Source organism: Micromonospora globbae (assembly GCF_036184225.1).
In the GTDB taxonomy this organism is placed as follows: Bacteria; Actinomycetota; Actinomycetes; order Mycobacteriales; family Micromonosporaceae; genus Micromonospora; species Micromonospora globbae.
In genome coordinates, this window is record NZ_CP108084.1 from 1,240,345 (window position 1) to 1,261,739 (window position 21,395).

The window sequence follows — 21,395 nt, forward strand, 5'->3', positions numbered from 1 at the left end:
CGGTGGCGCCGCCGATCACGGGCGGGTGCTGCCTCGGCGGACGACGGACCAGGGCGCGGTCCGGGATACCGGCGTCCGACCACCCAGTGCGGCCTGCGCACAGGCCGCTCCCTGCTCGCGCAGGGATTGCGCGACGGTCGTCAGCCCGAGCTGTGCGGCCAACGCCGAGTCGTCCCACCCGGTCACCGCCACCTCGTGGGGGACGGCGCGACCGGCGGCCCGGGCCGCGCGGAGGACGCCGGCCGCCTGTTGGTCGCTCATCGCGACGATCGCGTCGGGCGGCTCGGCGGACGCCAGCAGGGTCGCGGCGGTCCGCTCGGCGTCGGCCGCGTCGTTGCGCGAGCACACCGCGACGACGACGTCCCGCCACGCGATGCCGGCCTCCTCGGCCGCCTGCCGGTAGCCCTCCAGACGCTCACGCGTCACCGGAAAGAGGACATCGGCGATGCCCGAGCCGCGGGTGATCGTGCTGATCCGCTCGCGGGAGAGCGGGAAACTCAGCACCGCCGGACGGGTGGCACCCGCGAAGGCGACGGCGCCGACCGCGCACGCCGCCGCCCGGTTGTCGATGCTCACCAGGCCCAACCCGGGGACCGCCGGCCCACCGTGGACAACGGCAGGACGCTTCGTCGCCCGGACGGCTGCCAGGACCGGATCGTCGTCCGACGTGGTCCACACGATGAAGCCGTCGACGGCGGCGCCCGTGACGCGCAGGACGTCATCGGCGGCGCCGGTGATCGGCAGGATCGTCATGCCGTAGCCGCGGTCGGCGCAGACACCGGCGATCCCCGCGAGGAAGGACACCGCCTCCGGATCCTCGAACGCGTAGCTCAGGTGCTCGCCCATCACGACACCCAGCGTGCGGGTGCTGCCCCGGCGCAGCGACCGGGCACTCGGGTCGGGGCCGGCGTATCCGAGCTGGGCCGCTGCGGCGAGCACCTTGGACCGGGACCGCTCCGACACCCGGCTCGGCTGGTTGTACGTGTAGGAGGCGGTCATGACCGACACGCCGGCCAGTTCGGCCACCTGCGCGAGGGTCACCCGCTTCGAGCCGACGGGTGATTCCACGATGCCAGCCTAGCCGAGCATGTGTATCGTTACACAGATGACACGGACACCCAGCGGCCCGCCGCGCCACCTGATCGTCGCGGCGCTCGTGGCCTTCGCCGCCTTCGGTTCCTTCTGGGGGGTCTGGGGTGCCTCCGTGCCCAGGGTCCAGCACCAGGCGGGCATCGGTGACGGTCAGCTCGGCCTCGCGCTGTTGTTCGTGGGCGCCGGCGCCCTTCCCGCGATGCTGGCCGCGGGCAGGGCCCTCGACCGATGGGGGCTGCGGGTGGCGGCCGTGCTCGTCGGGGCCCTCGGCGTCGTCGGCGCCGGGCTGGCGCTCACCGCGGTGAACCTGGCGAGCCTGTGCGTGGGGCTGGCCGTCGTCGGCGCGGTCAGCGGAGCCGCCGACGTAGCCATGAACGCGGTCGCCGGACGCGCCGAGCAGACCGCCCGTCGTCCTGTCATCACCCGCGCCCACGGTGTCTTCTCCAGCCTCGTGGTCCTCGCGAGTCTCGCCACCGGCGTGGCATCGGCCGCGTCGCTGCCGCTCGCGGTCCCGTTCACCGCCGTGGCCGTTCTCTCACTGCTCGCCGGCGCCGCCCTGCTCAGGACGTTGCCGTCCGGCGTCGACCGGGCCGCGGAGCCGGCGTCCGGTCCGGAGCACCGCACCGGGGCGGATCCGGCGCCGTCCGACCGGTGGAGGGTCGTCCCGTTCCTGCTCGTCGGCGTGCTGGGCGCGCTCGCGTTCGCCACCGAGAACGCGCACCAGAGTTGGAGCGCCGTCTTCGCCCACGACGAGCTCGGTTCCGGCCCGGGACTCAGCGCCGTCGCACCCGCGGTCTTCGCGGGCACGGTGGCGGTCACGCGGTTCGCCACCGGTGGCCTCAAGGCCGCCCACGCTCGCGCCGTCCTCCTCGCCGGCGCGTCGGCCGCCGCGGCCGGGACGGCCCTCATCGCCGTCGCACCCACGCTGCTCGTCGCCGGGGTGGGTCTCGCGGTGGCCGCTGCCGGTACCGCCGTGCTGTTCCCCACCCTCGTCGGCATCGTGTCGCGGAACGTCGACGAGTCCCACCGGGGCCGCGCGACGTCGGTCGTCACGACCGTGTCCTACCTCGGGTTCCTGGCCGGTCCGGTCTACGTCGGACTGTGGGCCGACGCCGTAGGACTGCGCGGGGCCCTGGTCGCGGTCGCGGCCCTCGCGGTCGGCCTGTTCGTCCTCACTCCCGCGCTGCTGCGCCTCAGCGGTCTGGGCCGCCGTACCGGCGTGACGGTCGACGAGGTGGCGCCCCCGGTCCGCGATCGGATGGGCCAGTACGCGCCATAGCCGGTCCGGGCCGCTCACAGTGGCCGGGACCTCGGTCGGCGCGGCCGAGGCGGGCTCGCGTCGGGCACCGCCGGTGTGGTGTCACGGTCCGCCGGGTGTGCCCGGTCAGTCGGCGGGGTGGACCTCTCCCCGGGTGCCCTCCGCGAGCACGTTCCAGCGGCGACCGGCCGCGGGCACGCCGAGCAGCCGCACGGTGCCGAACGACTCCGGCAGGTGCGGGTCGACGACGAGCCGGCCGTCGACCGCGTCCAGCCCGAGCAGCGTCCGCAGGAACAGCAGCGGCGCCCCGCTGGCCCACGCCTGGGGGTTGCACGCGGTGGGGTAGGGGACCGGCCGCCGGCCGAACGCGCGGTCGTAGCCGGAGAGCGCCTCGGGCAGCCGGTGCTCGGAGTAGGACGACGCCTCCAGCATCGCCGAGACGATCCGCTGCGCGTCGGCGTGGCGGCCGTAGCGGGCGAGACCGGCGGCGAGGATGGCGTTGTCGTGCGGCCAGACCGTGCCGAGGTGGTACCCGATCGGGTTGTAGCCACGGTCGGCGGTCGAGAGGGTGCGGACGCCCCAGCCGGAGAACATCTCGTCGGACATCAGCTGGGCGGCCACCAGCTCCGCCCGCTCCGGCGGCACGATGCCGCTCCACAGCAGGTGCCCCATGTTCGACGTCATCGAGTCGATGGGGCGCCCGTCGCCGTCCAGCCCGACGGCGTAGTAGCCGCCCCGCTCGGGCAGCCAGAAGTCGCGGTTGAACCGGTCCCGCAGCGCCGTGGCCTCGGCGCGCAGCCGTCCCGCCAGCGCCGGGTCCCGCCACGGCCCGTCGGCCAGTTCCGCCATGCGCAGCTTGGCGTCGTACGTGTAGCCCTGCGTCTCGCAGGTGGCGATCGGGAGCACCGGGATGGTGCCGTCGGCGAACTGCACACCGTCGGGCGAGTCGCGCCAGCACTGGTTGCCCAACCCCTCCCGGGAGCGGGTCGCGTAGCCGACGTATCCGCTGCCGTGCAGGTCCCCGAACTCGTCGATCCACCGCAGCGCGGCCTCGGCGTTCGGCCGCAGCCGCCGCACCAGTTCGTCGTCGCCGGTCCACCGCCAGTACTCGGAGAGCACCACGAGCCAGAGCGGGGTGGTGTCGGCGCCGCCGTAGTAGGGCTGGTACGGCTTGAGCCCCAGTTGGGTCAGCTCGCCCGAGCGGTACTCGTGGAAGATCTTCCCCGGCTCGCGGTCGGTGAAGTCGTCGTGGTCGCGCGCCTGGTGGTCGGCGAGCACCAGCAGCGCGCCGCGGGCCATCGCCGCGCCGAAGGCGATCGTCTGGTAGCCCGTGATCAGCGTGTCCCGGCCGAACACGGTCATGAACCAGGGCAGTCCGGCGGCGTGCAGCACGACGGATTCGCCGCGGATGCGCTTCTCCAGGCGCATCGACGTCAGGTCGGCCGCGGACTTGAGGTAGACGGCGGCCAGCCGGTCCGACGCGGTGACCAACCGGGGCACCGCCGCGAGCCAGCGGGCGGCGGGTTCCTCCGGGGCGCGCTCGAAGACGTCACCGAAGCTGCGGGCCACCGGCGTCATCCGCTCGTCCCCGCAGCGCAGGGGGACCCTCAGCTCGCACCGCCACGCCTGCCCCCGCGCCAGCCGCAGGTGCCAGACCAGCGAGTCGCCGTCGACCTCGTGCGCGGCCGGGTCGGCCTCCACCCGGACCATGGTGGAGTAGGCGCCGTTGCGGTAGCCGAAGGAGAGGCCGGAACCGTCGCTCTCGTGGCGGCGGAGGATCTCGGCCGACCGGTCCCGCCCGGACTCCTTGATCTCGAACAGGTCCGCGAAGTCGGTGCCGACGGCGAGGCGCAGCCGGAACTCGACCGGCTCGAGCCCGAAGTAGCGCAGCTCGATCCGCTCGTACAGGCCGTCGCCCACGAACCGTTGGCGCCGGACGCCCACCCGGTTCGGCGGCAGGCCGGGCAGGTCGGCGTTGGCGAGGAAGAACGCGGCGGAGAACGGGTCGACGGTTCCCGAGCCGAGCACGAGCAGCGGAGCGTCGCCGATGGTGAGTTCCCACTGGTCGAGGAACCGCGTGTCGTCGTGCACGAGACCGCCGATGGAACCCTTCGGCACGTCGCCCGCCGCGTTCGAGAACATGAACGTCCGGCCCTCGAGGACGCCGACGGCGTCCGGCCCCAGCTCGGGCGGCAGCTCCCGGCAGGCGCCGCTGCTCACCCGGCCGTCCGGCTCCCGCTCCGGCCACGGCCGGGCCGGCGTGCGTCGTCGCTCCCCAGCCGTCACGTGCCCCCCGAGCGCGCGAACCGGACCCGTCACCGCCGACCCTACGCACGCGCCGGTCGGCCGCGCGTCGGCATCGACGAACACGAGCGGCGAGGCCGGGCGTGGCGTGGACGGTCCGGCGGTGACGGCGGACTCCCCGGCACCGGTGATCCGCCCGGCGCTGCGCCCGTTCCGCCTCCGGCCGCCGCCGCGAGCGGCGACAGTGGTGGCGGGAGGTCGACCGCGGCGACGGCGGGGGGTGCGAGGTGGAAGGTCTGCTGCTGCTCGTGCTGCTGGCCGTCACGGTGCTGGTCGGCACCACCCTCGGCGGCCGCTACCGGGTGGCGCCGCCGGTCCTGCTCATCGGCATGGGCGCCCTGCTGGGGCTGCTCCCGCCGCTGTCGCACGTGCAACTGGAACCCGAGGTGGTGCTGCTGCTGTTCCTGCCGGCCATCCTCTACCGGGAGGCGCTCACCACGAGCCTGCGGGAGATCCGCGCCAACCTGCTGATCATCGGCCTGCTCGCGGTGGTGCTGGTGGTGCTCACGATGGTCACCGTGTCGCTGACCGCCCAGGCGTTCGGCGTCGACCCGGCGCCGGCCTGGGTGCTCGGCGCCGTGCTCGCCCCGACCGACGCGGCGGCCGTCTCCGGCCTGGCCAAGCGGATGCCCCGGCGGCTCCTCACCACCCTGCACGCCGAGAGCCTGATCAACGACGGTACGGCGCTCGTGCTCTTCTCCGTCACGCTCGGCCTGCTCGCCAGCGGTTCCGTGCCGGGGCCGCTCGAACTCACCGGGGAGGTCGCCCTCTCGTTCCTCGGCGGCATCGCCGCCGGACTCGTGGTGAGCGGTCTCGTGGTGCTGGTGCGCCGCCGCATCGACGACCCGCTGCCCGAGGGCGCGCTCAGCGTGCTGACCCCGTTCGCGGCGTTCCTCCTCGCCGACAGCGTGCACGCCAGCGGCGTACTGGCGGTGGTGGTGGCCGGGCTCGTCCTCTCCTACGCCGGTCCGCGCGTGATCCGGGCCCGCTCCCGGGTGCTGGCGTTCGACTTCTGGGAGCTGTCCACGTTCCTGATCAACGGTGGTCTCTTCGTGCTGCTCGGCACGCAGATCCCCCGCGCGGTCCGCAGCGTCACCAGCGTCTCGATCGGCCGCGCCGTGGTCATCGCCGCGGTGGTGACGCTGGTGGTGGTGCTGACCCGGACGGCCTGGATCATGCTCTTCGCCTACGTCTACCGGGCGGTCGACCGCCGCAGCGCCCAACGTGCGGCCCGGGCGACGTGGCGGGTCCGCCTGGTCGCGAGCTGGACCGGCTTCCGCGGCGCGGTCTCGCTCGCCGCGGCGCTGGCGGTGCCCCTGCACGCGGACGGCCACCCCGTCGAGGAGCGCGACCTCATCATCTTCTGCACCGCAGTGGCGATCTTGTCGATCATGCTCGTGCAGGGCACCACCCTGCCGCTGATCGTGCGGTGGGCCGGCCTGATGGGCGACCAGCAGCGCGTCGACGAGGCGCGGCGGGCCCGCGTGCGCGCCGGGCAGGCGGGCCTGGCGGCCCTGCCCGACATCGCGGCCGAGGTCGGCGCCGACGAGGACGTGGTGAGCCGCGTCCGGACCGACTACGAGGCGCTCCTGGCCGACATCCGGGCCGCCGAGAGCGAGGAGGGCGCGCCGCGCGCCCGGGAGATCGAGCGCCAGCTGCGGCTGGGCGTGCTCGAGCACAAACGCCGGGAGATCACCCGGATGCGGGACGCCAACGAGATCGACGACGTCGTGCTGCGTGAACTCCAGGCGGCCCTGGACATCGAGGAGATCCGGTTGCTGGGCCCGAGCGTGCCGGAGTAGCGCGCGGGCCGCCACGCAGCGTGCGGTGGGCGGTCGCCGTGACCGGTGGGGGCAGCCCACGGACGGCGTTCTGCCGGGGCGCCGCCGGCGCCCGGAGGTGCCGGCGGCGCCCGACCTCACCACCGGGACGGCGGTGGGGGCGGTACGACCGGCGGGCGGTCGTCGCAGGTGATCGTGTTGGGCAGCTGCCAGTCGGCGAGCCAGCCCCCGTCGTTGCCCCCGAGGTCGGTGAGGCGGAACTCGGAGCCTTCCGGGGTGAAGTGGAACGACCCGCAGTTGTTCACGCCGACCGCGCCGACGTTGCGCGCGTCGACGTTGCGGAAGGACGCGGCGCCCGCCGTGCGGGCGCTCACGACCGAGGTGCCGGTGCCGTCCACGCGGATGTCGCGGAAGTGGACGTTGCTGATCGAGTACAGGTCCTTCACCGCCCACTCGCTGACCAGCATGATCGCGTTGTAGGTGCTGTCGAGGTACGCGTCGCCGACCACGTCGACGCGGGCGTCGATGCTGCGGTCGAGGGCGTAGAACCAGATGGCGCCGAGGCCGATGTTCCAGTTCAGCTCGTACGTGCCGGCACGGGCGACGGTGTTGTCGCTGATGCGCAGGTGCCCGGTGAACGGTTCGGCACCGAAGCGCGACCCGACCTGGATGCCGCTGCCCTCCCGCACGGGGTCGGCGATCAGGTTGCCGGAGACGGTGTTGTCGGCGCCCCCGTAGACGGCGATGCCGTTGGCGAGCACCGGCGACTGCACGGTGTTGCGGGCGAACGTGTTGCGCGCGTTGGCGGTCGTCTCCGACCACATCGCGAGGCCGTCGTCGCCGGTGTTGCGGACGAAGTTGTGGGCCACGAGCGAGTCGGTCACGCCGGTGTGGAAGTTGAGCGCGTCGGCGATCTGGTCGACGATGATGTTGTTGGTGATGCGGACGTTGCGCATCGGCCCGTCGAACCACATGCCCACCTTGGTGTGGCGCAGGTGGAGCCCGTCGATCGTCGAGTCGCTCATGGCACCGCCGATGCCGTTGACCTGGTCGGTGTCGACGCGCTCGCGGACGTCGCCCTCGATGGCGAAGCCGGACAGGTGGACGTTGCGGCTGCCGCCGTCGGCCGCGTCCCGGCCGTAGAAGCCGACGCCCGTGTGCACCGACCCGTCCGGCGCCGGCTCGGGCAACGCCACCTCGCGGCCCCTGACGATCGTGTACCAGTTGCCGGCCCCCTCGATCGTCACGTCGTCCACGATGATGTGCCGGTTCACCTGGTAGGTGCCCGGCGGCAGGTAGACGGGCAGCCCGGTGCGCCGGGCGGCGACGATGGCCCGCTCGATCGCGGGGGCGGAGTCCCGCCGCCCGGTCGGGTCGGCGCCGAAGGCCAGCACGTTCGCGGCGCGGGACCGGATCCGCGGCGGGCCGACGAGTTCGGAGTCGAGCAGGTCGATGACGGTCCAGGCGGCGTTGGTGCGGCTCGGCGCGGTGAGCCGGATCCGGTCACCGGCCCGGTACGTGCGGCCGAGCAGCAGGCGCTGCTCGTCGTAGAAGTGGCTGGGCCGGAACGGCTTCTGGATGCTGGGGTACGGGGTGGTCTGGGCGGGGACGCAGGAGCACTCGGTGATCCACCAGTCGGGGTGCAGCAGGTCGGCGTCCGGGTCGTTGGTGAACGGGTACTGGTTGTAGAGCCACGCGTACTGCGACGTGAGCGTCATGGTCCGGATCCGCTTGCCGTTCGCCGACACGTCCAGCGGCGCCGTGATGCCGCCGCCCCCGGGCGCGTCGGGAATGCTGTACCGGACGGTGATCGCGTTGGCCGCGGCGGGGAGCGTGAACTCGACGTACCGGCCGGGGGTCAACCGGACGGCCCGCCGGCCGGAGGCCTCCGAGGGGAGCGTGTACGCGGTCCGGTCCGGGCCGATGACCTCGCCGTTCGTGGCCGCGTTCTCCGCCTCCTGCTCTTCGAAGGCGACCCGCGCACCCCGGCCGGCGACCAGCGCCGGATCGAGGGCGGCCCGGGTCACCACGGGGCGGGCGTCGCTGTGGCCGTCGGGGTCGGCGCCGCGCGTGGCGGCCCCGGCGGGTGCGCCGGCGAGGACGCCGAGCGCGGTGGCCAGCGCCGTCACGGCGGCGACGGCCCGGCGTCGCGCGCGGGTGCGCGGCCGTACCGCGCGGTGGGTCCGGTTCATGGGCGGCTCATCTCTGGTCGGTGGTGTGTGGTGCGCCCGGCGGCCGGCGTGCCGGCGGCCGGGGGTCAGGAGGCGTAGACCTCGAGCTGGGAGAGCTGGCCGGCGGGCCATCCGGTGTTGCCGGTGACGTGGATCCGCACGTACCGGGTCGAGGTGGCCGCGAACGTCAGCGTCACCTCGTTGCCGGCGGCCGGGTCGAAGCGCCGGCCCGCGGAGGGGACGATCGTGCTCCAGCCGGCGCCGTCCGTGCTGCCCTGCACCGAGAGGGTCTGCGTCCGGGCCGACCAGGCGGGCGACGGGGGCAGGCGGAGCACGACGCGGCCGATCGCGACGGTCGCGCCGAGGTCGACCTGCACCCACTGGGGGAAGGCGCCGTTGGCGCTCTCCCAGTAGCTGTGCGGGTCGCCGTCGACGACGTGCGCGCTCGCGTACGTCTGGGTCTGGCTGCTCTGCGCGGTCGGCCGGCCCCGCGCCAGGTCGGTCCGCGGCGGGGCGTCGGTGGTCACGGTGACCGCGTTGGACGGCGCGGACGGGGTGCCGGCGGCGTCGACCGCCACGACCGTGAAGGTGTACGTGGTGGCTGGACTCAGACCGGTGACGGTCGCGGCGGTTCCGCTGACCGAGGCGACCGTCTGCCCGCCCTGGCGGACCTGGTAGCCGGCCACACCGCCGGTGGAGGCGTTCCAGGACAGCGACACGCTGGTGGCGGTGCGCCCGGTCACCGTGAGGCCGGTCGGCGGCGTCGGCGGGGTGGTGGAGCCGGTGGCCGCGTACACCTCGACGTGCGCGAGCTGCGCCGCCGGCCACGCCGTGTTCCCGGTGATCGTCACCCGGACGTGGCGGACCGAGGTGGCCGGCAGCGTGAGGGTGGCGGTGTTGCCCGTCGCCGGGTCGAACCGGACGCCGGCCGGTGCGGCGACCGTCGTGAAGGTGGCGCCGTCGGCGCTGCCCTGCACGGAGATCGTCTGGGTGCGTGCCTCCCACCCGGCGGGCAGGGCCAGCACGAGGCGGTTCACCGGGTGGGCCGCGCCGAGGTCGACCTGCCACCACTGGGGGAACGCGTTGGCCGCGGCCTCCCAGTAGCTGCCCCGGTCGCCGTCGACGGCGTTGCCGGCGACGTACGGCCCGTTCTGGCTGCTCGCCGTCGCCGGCCGGCCGGCGGCCAGGTTGCCGCCCGGGGGCTGGCCGCCGCTGGGGACCGGCGGCGTGGGCCGGACGGGAGTGAGCGGGAGCTGCCCCTTGAGCATCCGACCGCCGTCCGCCGTGATGCGCAGGTAGTAGTCGGCCGAGCAGGCGGTGCCGTCCTCGTCGAGGGCGCGGATGCCCGCGCCCGCCGGTGTGGTCGCCTGCGTCTCGGAGGTCTTCGCGATCTGGTTGCCCTCGTTGAACTCGTCGAACATCGACACGTAGAGGCCCTGCGCGCCGAGGCGGACCATGTTGTAGAGGTGCCGCCAGTAGAAGTCGCCGTGCCGGCGGTGCCCGGCCGACAGGTCGCCGGGCATGACGCACGGCTGGTAGTCGATGCCGTGCGCCGCGCAGTCGGCGAGATCGGGCACGTTGACGTTGGTGTAGAACCAGTCCAGGCCGTCGAGCGTGCCGGTGCGCCCCACCATCCACGGCGAGATCATGTGGAAGGCGCGGTAGACGGCGCCGAAGCCGGGCCGGGAGTCGTTGATGCCCTCCCGCCAGTAGGTGGGCACGCCGCCGATGACGTAGCAGCCCTGGGCCTTGAACCACTGGACCACGTCGAGGCAGGGTTCGGGCGCGAACGGGCGCCCGTCGTCGTTGAAGCCGAAGCCCCAGACGCACACCACGGGGCGGCCGTTCTGCCGGGCGTACGCCGGTGAGGCGGTGTGCGCCGACATCTTCGTCGTCCAGTCCTGCTTGATCTGCGACTGCATCGACGTCCAGCCCGTGACGTCGTACATGATGTAGAACTTGCGGCCGAACCGCTCCGCCGCGCCGCGCACCTTCACGGCCATGGCGTCGCGGGTCGGCCCCTCGTCGCCGAACGGGTTGAACCGCTGCAACGCCGCGGTGTCGCAGCCGTGCTCCTGCATCCACCGGAAGTGCGTGTCGACGGTCTGCTGGTCGTAGGAGGAGAAGAGCTGGGCCGGCTGGCCGTTGCCGAGGTTCGGGTACGCGGTGGTGTAGCCGTGCGCGTACTCCCGCATGTCGGGCCAGGAGACGATCGTGGTGTTCGCCGGCGACGGGGGCTGGAAGCGGTCGCGGCTCCAGTGCCACCAGCCGCCGATCGGGGCGCCGTCGCCCGGGCAGCTGAACCAGCCCTGGTAGCCGACGGTGATCTTGCCGACGACGTCGCCGGGCGGGCTGGCCGCCGCGGCGGGGGTGGGTGCGGCCAGCTCCGGGAGAGCGGCGAGCGCGGATCCCGCCGCCACGGAGCCGATCAGGGTGCGCCGGGTGAGCGCCATGACAACCGCTCCTTCGGGGGTCGGAGGGAATTGACGGCCATCATGCCAGCGACCGACATGCCGTCGCAATAGTCCGACCGATGCATGAAAGATCCCGGCTATACGCCTGTAAGAACTCGATGCTATGGGCGGTCGCGCACCGTGACCCGTAACCTCCGGGGAGACGGCGGTGCGGCGGGGCCGGGTGACACGCGATGGCGATGGCGGCGGAGGGTGGCGCCGAGGCGGCCCGTGCGACCCGCCGGGACCGGGGCCGCCCCGCCTTCCTGGAACTCTTCTTCGACCTGGTCTACGTCTTCGCGCTGGTCTCCCTCACCAAGACGCTCGCCGCCGACCTGACCTGGAGCGGTACGGCCCGGACGCTGGTGCTGCTCTTCGCCTTCACCCTGGTCTGGGCGTTGACCACGTGGGCGGCCGACACGATCGACCTGAACCGCCCGGTGGTGCAGGTGCAGGTCGTCGGCGTGGCCGCGGCCAGCCTGCTCCTCGCCGCCGCCGTGCCCGAGGCGTACGGCGAGCGGGGCCTCCTCTTCGCGGTCACCTACCTCGCCATCCATCTCGGATCCAGCGCGTACTACCTGTCGTTCGCGCGGGACACGGCCGAGCCGCGCCGCAGCAGCCGGGTCGCCTTCTGGGAGGCGCTCGCCGGTGTCGGCTGGATCGCCGGGGCGCTGGTCCACGGCACGGCGCGGCTGGTGCTCTGGGCGCTCGCCGTCACCGTCGAGTACACAGCGGCCACGCTCGGCTGGCCGGTGCCGCGGCTCGGACGCTCCCAGGCCGCCGAGTGGCGGCTCGTCGGCGAGCGGGTGGCCGAGCGGTACCGGCAGTTCGTCATCGTCGCGCTCGGCGTGGCGGTCCTCGTCAGCGGGACGACGTACACGCAGGGCGCCTACACCCTGGACCGCGGGTGGGCCCTCGCGGTGGTGTTCACCACGGTGGTGCTGATGTGGCGGATCTACATCTACCGGGCCGGCGAGCTGCTGACCGAGGCGATCGGCCGCTCGAGAAACCCGTCGCTGCTCACCCAGTCCGCCGCGGTCACCCACCTGATCATGGTGGCGGGCATCGGGGGCGCGGCCGTCACCAGCCAGCTCGTCGTGGTGCGCCCGTTCGGCGACACTCCGCCGTCCTGGGCCGCGGTCATCCTCGGTGGGCCGGCGCTGTTCCTGGTCGGCCGCGGGCTGCTCGACTACACCGTGTTCGGCCGGGTCTCGCGCTCCCGGGTCGCCGGCCTCGTGCTGCTGGGCGCGGCGGCGCCGGCGTCGGCCGTGCTGCCGCCGGTCATGGTGGCGCTGCTCGCCACGGGCATCCTCGCGATGATCGCCGCGGCGAACCTGGTGAGCACCCGGCTGCACGCCCGCGTACCGGCGCCGCCGGGGCACGCCTGACCGGCCGCCTCAACCGGTCGGGACGCGGACCATGCGCGAGCGCGGGGCGGCCGTCTCGCCGACGAGGATCACCAGCAGCACCACGTTCGCCAGCAGGAGGACGGCCAGCGGCGGCAGCGGGGCCGCCGCCGGCGCGAGGGCGGCGAGCAGCACCACGCCCAGGGCCCGTGACCACAGCGGTCGGCCGGTCACCACGGCGTCGAAGAGGCAGCTCCCGAACAGGAACAACGCCGGCCCACCGAGGAGGACCAGCAGCCAGGCGACGGGGGTGGCGCCGAGGGGTCGCTCGATCACGAGCGAGACGCCGGTCGAGACGAGCAGCACCCCGCCCACCATCGTGAGGTGGCTGTACGAGGCGGCGGTGCCGGGCCGCACCCGCTCCACGCTCGTGACGGTGCGCGGCGCCAGGAGCTGCCGCACCCGGTGGAAGTAGAGCTGGAAGAGGAGGACGCCCGCGGCGAACGCGACCGCGCTGGCCGCGACCCGGGCCGCCTCGAAGTCGCTGGCGGCGAGCCCGGTGCCGACGGAGAGGATCAGCTCGCCGACCGCGACGATGTAGATCTCCCGGTGCCGCTCGGACAGGTGCGACCCGGTGAAGATCTGGCTGGCCAGGTCGGTGCGGCCCAGCCGGGGCGTCGGCCAGCCGATCCGCGCCGAGCCGAGGTCGACAGCGACCGCGAGCCCCCAGAGGACGAGCCGGGCCGTCCCGTCCACGAACGCCCCGGCCACCCACGGCGCGGCGGTGACGCCGAACCAGAAGAACACGCGGATGCTGCGGGCCTGGATGGCGGGGTTCACCCGCGTGCCGGGGATGAGCACGACGTCACGGGCGACGTGGATGGCGAAGTACGCCGCGACGAAGAGCCACGCGTAGTCGTCGGAGGCGTGCGGCACGGCGATCGCCATCAGCAGGGCGCCGAACATGACCACCAGGACGGTCGCCTGGATGATCGGCAGGCGCGGATTGAACAGGTCGGTGAGCCAGGCGGTCAGCACCCACACCCACCAGGCCGCCGCCAGCAGGATCGCGGCCGTGGTGACGCCCGGGACGGTGAGGTCGTCGGCCAGTCCGGCCGAGATCCGGGAGAGCATGAAGATGTAGACCAGGTCGAAGAAGAGCTCCAGGAAGGTCGGATGCTCGGGCTCGCCGCGCCGGCGCAGGATGCGGGGGAGCGGACTCGACGTCACCGCGTCTGCCTCCTCTGGTGCGCGGGCGCCGCGACCGGTCTCGGGCCACCTGCCACGCTACCGAGGGCCCGGGCGGCGGCGCGCCGGAAACGGCCGGGCCCACCCGGGCGGGGGTCGACGCGCCGTCCGGGCGACCCGGAGGGAGCGCCCGGCCGACACGCCGGCCGGCCCCGGCGGAGCGCCTGGCCGACACGCCGGCCGGTCCCGGCGGGGCGCCGGCCACGAACCGGGCGACAATGCCCGGATGGACGCCGAGGCGGTGACGGCGGAGGCCGTCCGGCCCGTCCGCCGGCCGGTTCTCGTGCAGCGGTGGCAGTACCTCGCGTTCCTGCACTGGGCCGTGGACCCGGAGGTGGTGGCGCCGCTGCTGCCGCCCGGAACCCGGCCGGACGTGCTCGACGGCCGCACGTACGTCGGTCTTGTCGCGTTCCGCATGGTGCGGCTCGGCCCGCTCGCCGGCCCCGGCCTGCCCTACCTGGGCACGTTCTGCGAGACCAACGTGAGGGTGTACAGCGTCGACACCGCCGGCCGGCGGGCCGTCGTGTTCCGCTCCCTCGACGCGGCCCGGCTCCTGCCCGTCCTCGCGGCGCGCGCCAGCCTGCGGCTGCCGTACCTCTGGTCGCGGATGCGCCTGCGCCGTGACGGTGACCTGTGCACCTACACCTGCCGCCGGCGGTGGCCCGGCCCTCGCGGCACGCGCAGCGCGCTCACCGTACGCGTCGGCCAGGCGATCACCGAGCCGAGCCCGCTCGACCACTTCCTCACCGCCCGCTGGGGCCTGCACACCCGCGCGTTCGGGCGCACGCTGCACCTGCCCAACGTCCACCCGCGCTGGCCGCTGCACCGGGCGGAGCTGGTGCACCTCGACGACCACCTGGTGGGCGCGGCCGGTCTGGACGTGTCGGCGTCGGCGCCGGTGAGCGTCCTGTGGTCCCCGGGCGTGCCGGTGCGGTTCGGCGCCCCCACCACCGTGCGCTGACCGCCACCCCGGACCCGTGGAGGCGCCCGGTCCGTCGGGCCGGGGACCGGTGATTTCACCGATGCGGGGCGCCCGCGATCCGCCGAAGACTGATGCACGTCGATACATCCCCCACCGCTAGGGAGTTCCCGACGTGTCCACACCAACCACCACCCGTACCCGTCCACGTCTCACCCGCGTCGCACGGGCGGTGACGGCCGCCGTCCTGGTCGCCGGCGGCGCGCTCGCCGCGTCGCCGGGCGCCGCGCAGGCCGCCGACAACCCGTACGAGCGGGGTCCGGCCCCGACGGTCGCCCTGCTGGAGGCCAGCCGCGGCCCCTTCGCCACGGCGTCCCAGACCGTCTCCTCGCTGAGCGTCACCGGCTTCGGCGGCGGGGTGATCTACTACCCGACCGACACGAGCCAGGGCACGTTCGGGGCCATCGCCATCTCGCCGGGGTTCACGGCCTCGTGGTCCAGCATCGACTGGCTCGGCCCGCGCGTCGCCTCGCACGGCTTCGTGGTGATCGGCATCGAGACCAACACCCGGCTCGACCAGCCGGACAGCCGCGGCCGGCAACTGCTGGCCGCGCTCGACTACCTGGTGGAGCGGAGTTCGGTGCGCGGCCGGATCGACGGCAGCCGGCTCGCCGTGGCCGGCCACTCGATGGGCGGCGGCGGCAGCCTGGAGGCGGCCGCGCTGCGCCCCTCGTTGCAGGCCGCCGTGCCGCTCGCGCCGTGGAACACGGACAAGACCTGGAACACGCTCCAGGTGCCGACGCTCATCATCGGCGGCGAGTCGGACACCGTGGCCCCGGTCGCCAGCCACTCGATCCCGTTCTACACGAGCATCCCGGCCTCGGCGGAGAAGGCGTACCTGGAGCTCAACAACGCCAGCCACTTCTTCCCGCAGACGGTCAACACGCCCACCGCCCGGCAGATGGTCGCCTGGCTGAAGCGCTTCGTCGACAACGACACCCGCTAACGAGCAGTTCCTCTGCCCGGGCCCCAGCGGCCTGGCGATCGAGGAGTACCGCAACACCTGCCCGAGCGCCTGACCGCCGACGGGTGGGGCGGCCGCGGTCGCGGCCGCCCCACCCTGCGCCGTCGTGCCCGAGCCGAGACATCGAAGGTATTGACGCGGAATCCGAGAAACGTACACTGCGAGTGTAAATAACTCCGCCACGACCCGAGGGACCGGTGATGGAGCAAGGGCTCGCACTGCACCACATCGGGGTGCGTTTCGGAGGCCTCACCGCCCTCGACGACGTCTCGCTGCGGGTGCCTCCCGGCCGGGTCGTGGGTGTGATCGGCCCCAACGGCGCCGGCAAGACCACCCTGTTCAACGTGATCTGCGGCTTCATCACGCCGGACTCGGGTTCGCTCACCCTGGACGGCCGGCCGCTGCGGCCCCGGCCGCACCGCTTGACGCGGCTGGGCATCGCCCGGACGCTGCAGGGCACCGGGCTCTTCGCGGGGCTCACCGTGCTGGAGAACGTGATGGCCGGCGCCACGCACACCGCACGGGCCGGTTTCCTTCCGGCGCTGCTCGGGCTGCCCCGCAGCGACCGGGACGAGGAGCGGTTGCGGCGCGAGGCCCTCGACGTCCTGGACGGGCTGGGCATCGCCGGGCACGCCGACGCCGCGCCGGGCACGCTCCCGTTCGCCGTACGCCAGCGGGTCGCCCTGGCCCGCGCGCTCGCCGCCCGGCCCCGGTTGCTCCTGCTCGACGAACCCGCCGGCGGCCTCGGCGCCGAGGACATCGCCGAGCTGGCCGAGCTGATCCGGCGGTTGCCGCGCCGCGAGACCGACCCGTGCGCGGTCCTGCTGGTCGAGCACCACATGGACCTGGTGATGGCGGTCTGCGACGAGATCGTGGTGCTGGACTTCGGCAGGGTGATCGCCGCCGGCACGCCCGACGACGTCCGCGACGACCCGGCCGTCACCGACGCGTACCTCGGCGCCGAGGTCGACGAGGCGGCGGCATGAGCGAGCCGTGCGAGCGAATCATCGGGTGGAGTGCGGTTGAGTCTCGTGCCGTCGCCGACCGGAGGAAGGCGGCGGCATGAGCGAGCCGTGCGAGCGAATCATCGGGTGGAGTGCGGTTGAGTCTCGTGCCGTCGCCGACCGGAGGGAGGCGGCGGCATGAGCGAATTGGGTGGGCTGCTCGTGGTGCGCGGCCTCTCGGCGGGCTACGGTGCCGCACCGGTGCTGCACGACGTCGACCTCACCGTCGCGCCCGGCTCGATCTCGGCGGTGGTCGGGGCCAACGGCGCCGGCAAGACGACCCTGCTGCGCGCCGTCTCGGGCATGCTGCGCCCCCTCGCCGGCCGGATCGAGCTGGCCGGGGAGGACCTGCGCGGTACGCCGGTGGAGCAGCTCGTGCGGCGGGGCATGGCGCACGTGCCGGAGGGACGCGGGGTGATCGGCGAACTCAGCGTGGACGAGAACCTGCGCCTCGGCGGGCTGTGGCGGCGTGACCGGGCCGACGCCGCCCGGGCGCTCGACGAGGTCTACCAGCTCTTCGAGCCGCTGGCCCGCCGCCGGCGGCACCTCGGCCATCAGCTCTCCGGCGGGGAGCGGCAGATGCTCGCGCTCGGCCGGGCGCTGGTCGGTCGGCCCCGGCTGCTGCTGCTCGACGAGCCGTCGCTGGGCCTCGCGCCCCGGGTGGTCGCCCAGATCATGGCTCTGCTGCGGCAGTTGCGCGACCGGACGGGCCTCGCGGTGCTGCTCGTGGAGCAGAACGTGCGCAGCGCGCTCTCGGTCGCCGACCAGGGCGTGGTGATGTCCCTGGGGCGGGTGGCCGCCACCGCCCCGGCGGCCGAGCTGCGCGACGACGCCGACCTGCGGCACGCCTACCTCGGTTTCTGACCATCCCCGGAGGGAGCACCGTGGACCGCTTCATCTTCCTCACCCTGGACGGCCTGTCCCGGGGAGCGGTCTATGCCGCGTTCGCGCTCGCGCTGGTGCTGATCTGGCGTGCCGCGCGCGTCGTCAACTTCGCCCAGGGGGCGATGGCCGTCGCCGCCGCGTACGTCGCCTACAGCGTCACCGCGGCGACCGGCTCCTACTGGCTGGGCTTCCTGGCGGCCCTCGCCGCCGGGCTGCTGCTCGGCGCCGTGGTCGACCGGGTGGTGATGCGCCACGTGAACCACGCGTCGCCGCTCAACCCGGTGATCGTCGCGCTCGGGCTGGTGCTGCTGATCCAGGCCGTGCTCGGCATGATCTACGGCAGCCAGTTCCGGCCCGCCGAGGTGCCCTTCTCCCGCAGCGCGTTCACGGTGGGCGGGCTCACGGTGCTCTCCCCGTACGACCTGTTCGTCTTCGCCGCGGTCGGGGTGGTCGTCAGCGCGCTCGCCTGGATCTTCGCCCGGACCGCGGTCGGCCTGCGGATGCGCGCGGCGGCGTTCGCCCCCGAGGTGTCGCGCCTGCTCGGGGTGAACGTCGGCGGGATGCTCACCCTCGGGTGGGCGCTCGCCTCCGGCGTCGGCGCGCTGGCCGCCATGCTGGTCATCCCGACCGAGCTGGGCCTGCACCCGCACGCCATGGATCTCGTGTTCGTCTCGGCGTTCACCGCGGCGGTGGTCGGCGGGTTGGACAGTCCACCAGGGGCGGTGGTGGGCGGTCTGGCGGTCGGCCTGCTGCTCTCGTACGTCAGCGGCTACGCCGGCAGCGACCTCACCCCGCTCGCGGTGCTGGTCCTGCTGCTGGCGGTGCTGCTGGTGCGCCCCGGCGGGCTCTTCTCGACGGTCGCGGCGAGGCGGGTGTGAGCGCCACCCGGGCGGTCGCGCCGCCCCAGGAGTCCCCCGTCGGCGCCGCCGGACGGCCGGGCGCGCCGCGCCGTCGCGGCGGCACGCTGCTGCGTCACCTCGCCGTGGCGGTGGTCGCCGGGCTGCTCCTGGTCGGGGTGAGCTATGCCGTCGAGCCCTTCCGCAACTTCCAGCTCGCCACGGTGGCCGCCTACCTCTGCGCCGTCGCGGGGCTGACCGTGCTCACCGGGCTCAACGGCCAGCTCGCGCTGGGGCACGGCGCGCTGATGGCCACCGGCGCCTACACGGTCGCCCTCTGCCAGAACGCGTTCTACGACCGGGGGCTCACCGGCGGCTGGCTGCTGCCCGTCTCGCTGGCCGCGGCGGTCGTCGCCACGGTCGCGGTCGGCGCCGTCGTCGGCGTGGCCGCCGCCCGGTTGCGCGGCCCGTACCTGGCCGGGGTCACGCTGGCCGTCGCCATCGTGGTGCCGGCGCTGGCGGTCACCTTCGACGGCGTCTTCAACGGCGAGCAGGGGCTGTCGGTGCCGGTCGAGCCACCCCCGCTGGCGCTCGGCCCGTACTTCCCCTACGAGCGGTGGCAGCTCTGGGTCGCCGGCGCGGCCACCCTGCTCGCCCTGGTGCTCCTCGCGAACCTGGTAGGCAGCCGCTACGGCCGCACGTTCCGGGCGGTGCGCGACGACGAGGTGGCCGCCCGGCTCGCCGGCATCCACGTCGCCCGCACCCAGGTCCTCGCCTTCGTGGTCAGCGCCGCGACCGCCGGCCTGGGCGGCGCGCTGCTCGCGGTGCTGGCGCAGAGCGTGTCACCCGGCGCGTTCTCGATGACCCTGTCGCTCTTCCTGCTCATGGCCGTGGTGATCGGCGGGCTCGGGCGGCTGGCCGGGGCGGTGTGGGGCGCCGTCCTGCTGGTCGCCCTGCCCGACCTCAGCCACTCGGTGACCGAGCTGTTCACCCTCTCGCCGGCCGCGGCGCAGCGGCTGGAGGGGAACCTCCCGCTGGCGATCTTCGGGACCACCCTGATCGTCGTCATGATCGTCGCGCCCGGCGGCGTGCAGGGCCTGCTGTCCCGGCTCGGCCGCGCGGTGCTCGCCCGCTGGCGGGCCCGCCGGTCCTAGCTCCTGGTCCGGCCTTCCCCCGGGCCGGGCGCCCCACCCCCACCACCAAACCCCCAGCGAGAAAGGTCGGTGTTCCCATGCACCGGATGGCACGACGCGGTCTCGCGATCGCCAGCACCATCGCTCTGCTCGCCGCCACCGCCGCGTGCGGCGACGACGGCGGCTCCGGCTCCGGGCGCGCGAACGTGCCCGGCGTCACCGACACCGAGATCGTGGTCGGCACCCACATGCCGCTCACCGGCCCGGCCGCCGCCGGCTACTCGGAGATCGCGCCGGCGACCAAGGCGTACTTCGACTACGTCAACGCCAACGGCGGTGTGCACGGCCGCAAGATCACCTACAAGATCATGGACGACGGCTACAACCCGGCGAACACCCAGCAGGTGGTGCGCCAGCTGGTCCTCCAGGACAAGGTCTTCGCGATCCTCAACGGGCTCGGCACGCCGACGCACACGGGCGTGCTCGACTTCCTGAAGACCAACCGGGTGCCCGACCTCTTCGTCGCCTCCGGCAGCCGCAGCTGGGACCAGCCGGACAAGTATCCGGGGACGTTCGGCTTCAACCCCGACTACACCGTCGAGGGCAAGATCCTGGCGCACCACATCAAGACCAACCTGGCCGGGCGGAAGGTCTGCTTCCTCGGCCAGGACGACGACTTCGGCCGGGACAGCCTCCTCGGCGTGGAGAAGATCCTCGGCGCCGGCGCGGTGGCCGTCAAGCAGACCTACGTCACCAGCAACACCAACGTGGGACCGCAGATCGGCGCGTTCAAGGCGGCCGGGTGCCAGGTCGTCGTCCTCGCCACGGTGCCCGGCTTCACGGCGCTGTCCATCGGCACCGCCGCCAAGCTCGGCTTCCGGCCCCAGTGGCTGGTCTCCAACGTGGGCGCCGACCACGCGACCCTGACGAAGCAGCTCGGTGACGCCGCCCCGCTGCTGGAGGGCATGATCGGGGTCAACTACCTGCCGATGCAGAACGACACCGCCAACCCGTGGATCCAGCTCTTCACCCGGATCAACAAGGAGTACAACGGGAACGCGGGGTTCAACGGCAACACCGTCTACGGGATGGCGGTCGGCTACCTGTTCGTGCAGGCACTGCTCGCCGCGGGCAAGGACCTCACCCGGGAGTCCATCGTCGAGGCGGTGGAGAAGGGCGGCTTCCAGGGCCCCGGGCTCGCCCCGCTGCGCTTCTCCGCCACCGACCACTCCGGCTACGGAGGGGAGCGGCTGACCCGGGTGAGCGGGGGAGTGCAGAGCTACTTCGGGCCGGCGTACGAGACCGACGAGGGTGACGGGCCGGTGAACGAGTACACCGCCCCGGCCGTCGCGCCGCCCGCGAACGGGGTGCCGACGGGCTCCTGACCCGACGACCGGGCCCGGTCACGGCACGACCCGCCGTGACCGGGCCCCGCCCTGTCCGTCTCCCGGCCCGGCGGGCCGCGGTGCGTGCGGCCGGCATCCACGGTGGTCGTTGACCGTACGGGACGCGGCTCCTACTATCTGCACTGTGGATGCAGATTCCCGTCGGCTGGCCGGCCGGGTCGCGCTCGCCACCGGTGCCAGTCGCGGCATCGGCCCCGCCATCGCGCGGCGACCGGTGGCCGAGGGCGCCCGCGTCGGCCTGACCGCCCGGCGTCCCGAGGCGCTCGCCGAGGCGGTCGACGCGCTGGGCGGCCCCGCGTACGCGGAGATGGTGGCGGCCGGGCCGACGAGGGCGCTCGCACCGGCGGTCCGCGTGAACGCGGTCGCCCCGGGGGTGGTGAAGACGGGGCCGCACGGCGCGCGCGCCCGCGCGGAGCCGTGCCGTGAGCGGGGCGGCGATGGGTGAGTGCGCCGCCGTGAACCCGCTGATCATGGCGCGTCTAGACTCGCCGGTGTCGCCGGGTGGGTCGCGGCGGTGGTGAGGGGACGGGAGCCG

15 protein-coding genes and 1 pseudogene are annotated in these 21,395 nt (G+C 73.9%); 11 read left to right on the forward strand and 5 right to left on the reverse strand.

Annotation, left to right across the window (positions count from 1 at the left end):
• Nucleotides 1-15: 15 nt before the first annotated feature.
• A complete protein-coding gene (locus tag OG994_RS05505) occupies nucleotides 16-1,068 on the reverse strand; it encodes a LacI family DNA-binding transcriptional regulator (protein WP_328852409.1) in 1,053 nt (350 codons plus the stop codon).
• 37 nt (nucleotides 1,069-1,105) lie between these two features.
• On the opposite strand from OG994_RS05505, the gene OG994_RS05510 reads away from it, so the two are divergent.
• Nucleotides 1,106-2,371 carry an MFS transporter gene (locus OG994_RS05510; RefSeq protein ID WP_328852410.1) on the forward strand — a complete coding sequence of 422 codons (1,266 nt, stop codon included), beginning with the start codon at nucleotides 1,106-1,108 and terminating at the stop codon, nucleotides 2,369-2,371.
• Nucleotides 2,372-2,476: 105 nt separating this feature from the next.
• On the opposite strand, the gene OG994_RS05515 is transcribed toward OG994_RS05510, so the two are convergent.
• Nucleotides 2,477-4,636 (reverse strand): amylo-alpha-1,6-glucosidase, encoded by a 2,160-nt coding sequence (locus tag OG994_RS05515; RefSeq protein WP_328852411.1) that lies wholly within the window; start codon nucleotides 4,634-4,636, stop codon nucleotides 2,477-2,479.
• A gap of 245 nt (nucleotides 4,637-4,881) precedes the next feature.
• Between OG994_RS05515 and OG994_RS05520 the strand changes: the two genes are divergently transcribed.
• Nucleotides 4,882-6,456 (forward strand): Na+/H+ antiporter, encoded by a 1,575-nt coding sequence (locus OG994_RS05520; RefSeq protein WP_192902035.1) that lies wholly within the window; start codon nucleotides 4,882-4,884, stop codon nucleotides 6,454-6,456.
• A gap of 116 nt (nucleotides 6,457-6,572) precedes the next feature.
• Here the strand turns inward: OG994_RS05520 and OG994_RS05525 are convergent, their stop codons facing one another.
• Nucleotides 6,573-8,627 (reverse strand): glycosyl hydrolase family 28-related protein, encoded by a 2,055-nt coding sequence (locus tag OG994_RS05525; protein WP_328852412.1) that lies wholly within the window; start codon nucleotides 8,625-8,627, stop codon nucleotides 6,573-6,575.
• A gap of 65 nt (nucleotides 8,628-8,692) precedes the next feature.
• Complete coding sequence (locus OG994_RS05530; protein WP_328852413.1) at nucleotides 8,693-11,059, reverse strand: discoidin domain-containing protein; 2,367 nt, start codon at nucleotides 11,057-11,059, stop codon at nucleotides 8,693-8,695.
• Nucleotides 11,060-11,253: 194 nt separating this feature from the next.
• Between OG994_RS05530 and OG994_RS05535 the strand changes: the two genes are divergently transcribed.
• Nucleotides 11,254-12,447, forward strand: a complete 1,194-nt coding sequence (locus OG994_RS05535) for a low temperature requirement protein A (protein WP_328852414.1) — start codon at nucleotides 11,254-11,256, stop codon at nucleotides 12,445-12,447.
• 9 nt (nucleotides 12,448-12,456) lie between these two features.
• On the opposite strand, the gene OG994_RS05540 is transcribed toward OG994_RS05535, so the two are convergent.
• Nucleotides 12,457-13,635, reverse strand: coding sequence for a low temperature requirement protein A (locus OG994_RS05540; RefSeq protein WP_120326367.1), 1,179 nt, complete (start codon nucleotides 13,633-13,635; stop codon nucleotides 12,457-12,459).
• A gap of 244 nt (nucleotides 13,636-13,879) precedes the next feature.
• On the opposite strand from OG994_RS05540, the gene OG994_RS05545 reads away from it, so the two are divergent.
• The 8 genes and pseudogenes from OG994_RS05545 (at nucleotide 13,880) to OG994_RS05580 (ending at nucleotide 21,305) form a co-directional block, all read left to right on the forward strand.
• Entirely contained in the window at nucleotides 13,880-14,614 is a 735-nt protein-coding gene (locus tag OG994_RS05545; protein ID WP_328852415.1) for a YqjF family protein, read from the forward strand.
• Nucleotides 14,615-14,747: 133 nt separating this feature from the next.
• Nucleotides 14,748-15,651 (forward strand): annotated as a pseudogene (locus tag OG994_RS05550) (alpha/beta hydrolase family protein).
• 145 nt (nucleotides 15,652-15,796) lie between these two features.
• Nucleotides 15,797-16,582, forward strand: a complete 786-nt coding sequence (locus OG994_RS05555; RefSeq protein WP_120326364.1) for an ABC transporter ATP-binding protein — start codon at nucleotides 15,797-15,799, stop codon at nucleotides 16,580-16,582.
• 156 nt (nucleotides 16,583-16,738) lie between these two features.
• Complete coding sequence (locus tag OG994_RS05560; RefSeq protein ID WP_192902034.1) at nucleotides 16,739-17,464, forward strand: ABC transporter ATP-binding protein; 726 nt, start codon at nucleotides 16,739-16,741, stop codon at nucleotides 17,462-17,464.
• Nucleotides 17,465-17,484: 20 nt separating this feature from the next.
• A complete protein-coding gene (locus OG994_RS05565) occupies nucleotides 17,485-18,363 on the forward strand; it encodes a branched-chain amino acid ABC transporter permease (protein ID WP_328852416.1) in 879 nt (292 codons plus the stop codon).
• Nucleotides 18,360-19,475, forward strand: coding sequence for a branched-chain amino acid ABC transporter permease (locus tag OG994_RS05570; protein ID WP_328852417.1), 1,116 nt, complete (start codon nucleotides 18,360-18,362; stop codon nucleotides 19,473-19,475). Before OG994_RS05565 ends, OG994_RS05570 begins: the two co-directional genes overlap by 4 nt.
• Before the next feature lie 77 nt (nucleotides 19,476-19,552).
• A complete protein-coding gene (locus OG994_RS05575) occupies nucleotides 19,553-20,839 on the forward strand; it encodes an ABC transporter substrate-binding protein (protein WP_120326360.1) in 1,287 nt (428 codons plus the stop codon).
• Nucleotides 20,840-20,984: 145 nt separating this feature from the next.
• Nucleotides 20,985-21,305: an SDR family NAD(P)-dependent oxidoreductase gene (locus OG994_RS05580; protein WP_328852418.1), complete on the forward strand. Its 321-nt coding sequence runs from the start codon at nucleotides 20,985-20,987 to the stop codon at nucleotides 21,303-21,305.
• Nucleotides 21,306-21,395 lie beyond the last annotated feature (90 nt).

Coding starts and splice junctions, on each gene's coding strand:
- OG994_RS05575 (WP_120326360.1), top strand. CDS start 19,553: ATGCACCGGATGGCACGACGCGGTCTCGCGATCGCCAGCACCATCGCT.
- OG994_RS05545 (WP_328852415.1), top strand. CDS start 13,880: ATGGACGCCGAGGCGGTGACGGCGGAGGCCGTCCGGCCCGTCCGCCGG.
- OG994_RS05555 (WP_120326364.1), top strand. CDS start 15,797: ATGGAGCAAGGGCTCGCACTGCACCACATCGGGGTGCGTTTCGGAGGC.
- OG994_RS05510 (WP_328852410.1), top strand. CDS start 1,106: ATGACACGGACACCCAGCGGCCCGCCGCGCCACCTGATCGTCGCGGCG.
- OG994_RS05535 (WP_328852414.1), top strand. CDS start 11,254: ATGGCGATGGCGGCGGAGGGTGGCGCCGAGGCGGCCCGTGCGACCCGC.
- OG994_RS05525 (WP_328852412.1), bottom strand. CDS start 8,627: ATGAACCGGACCCACCGCGCGGTACGGCCGCGCACCCGCGCGCGACGC.
- OG994_RS05530 (WP_328852413.1), bottom strand. CDS start 11,059: ATGGCGCTCACCCGGCGCACCCTGATCGGCTCCGTGGCGGCGGGATCC.
- OG994_RS05560 (WP_192902034.1), top strand. CDS start 16,739: ATGAGCGAATTGGGTGGGCTGCTCGTGGTGCGCGGCCTCTCGGCGGGC.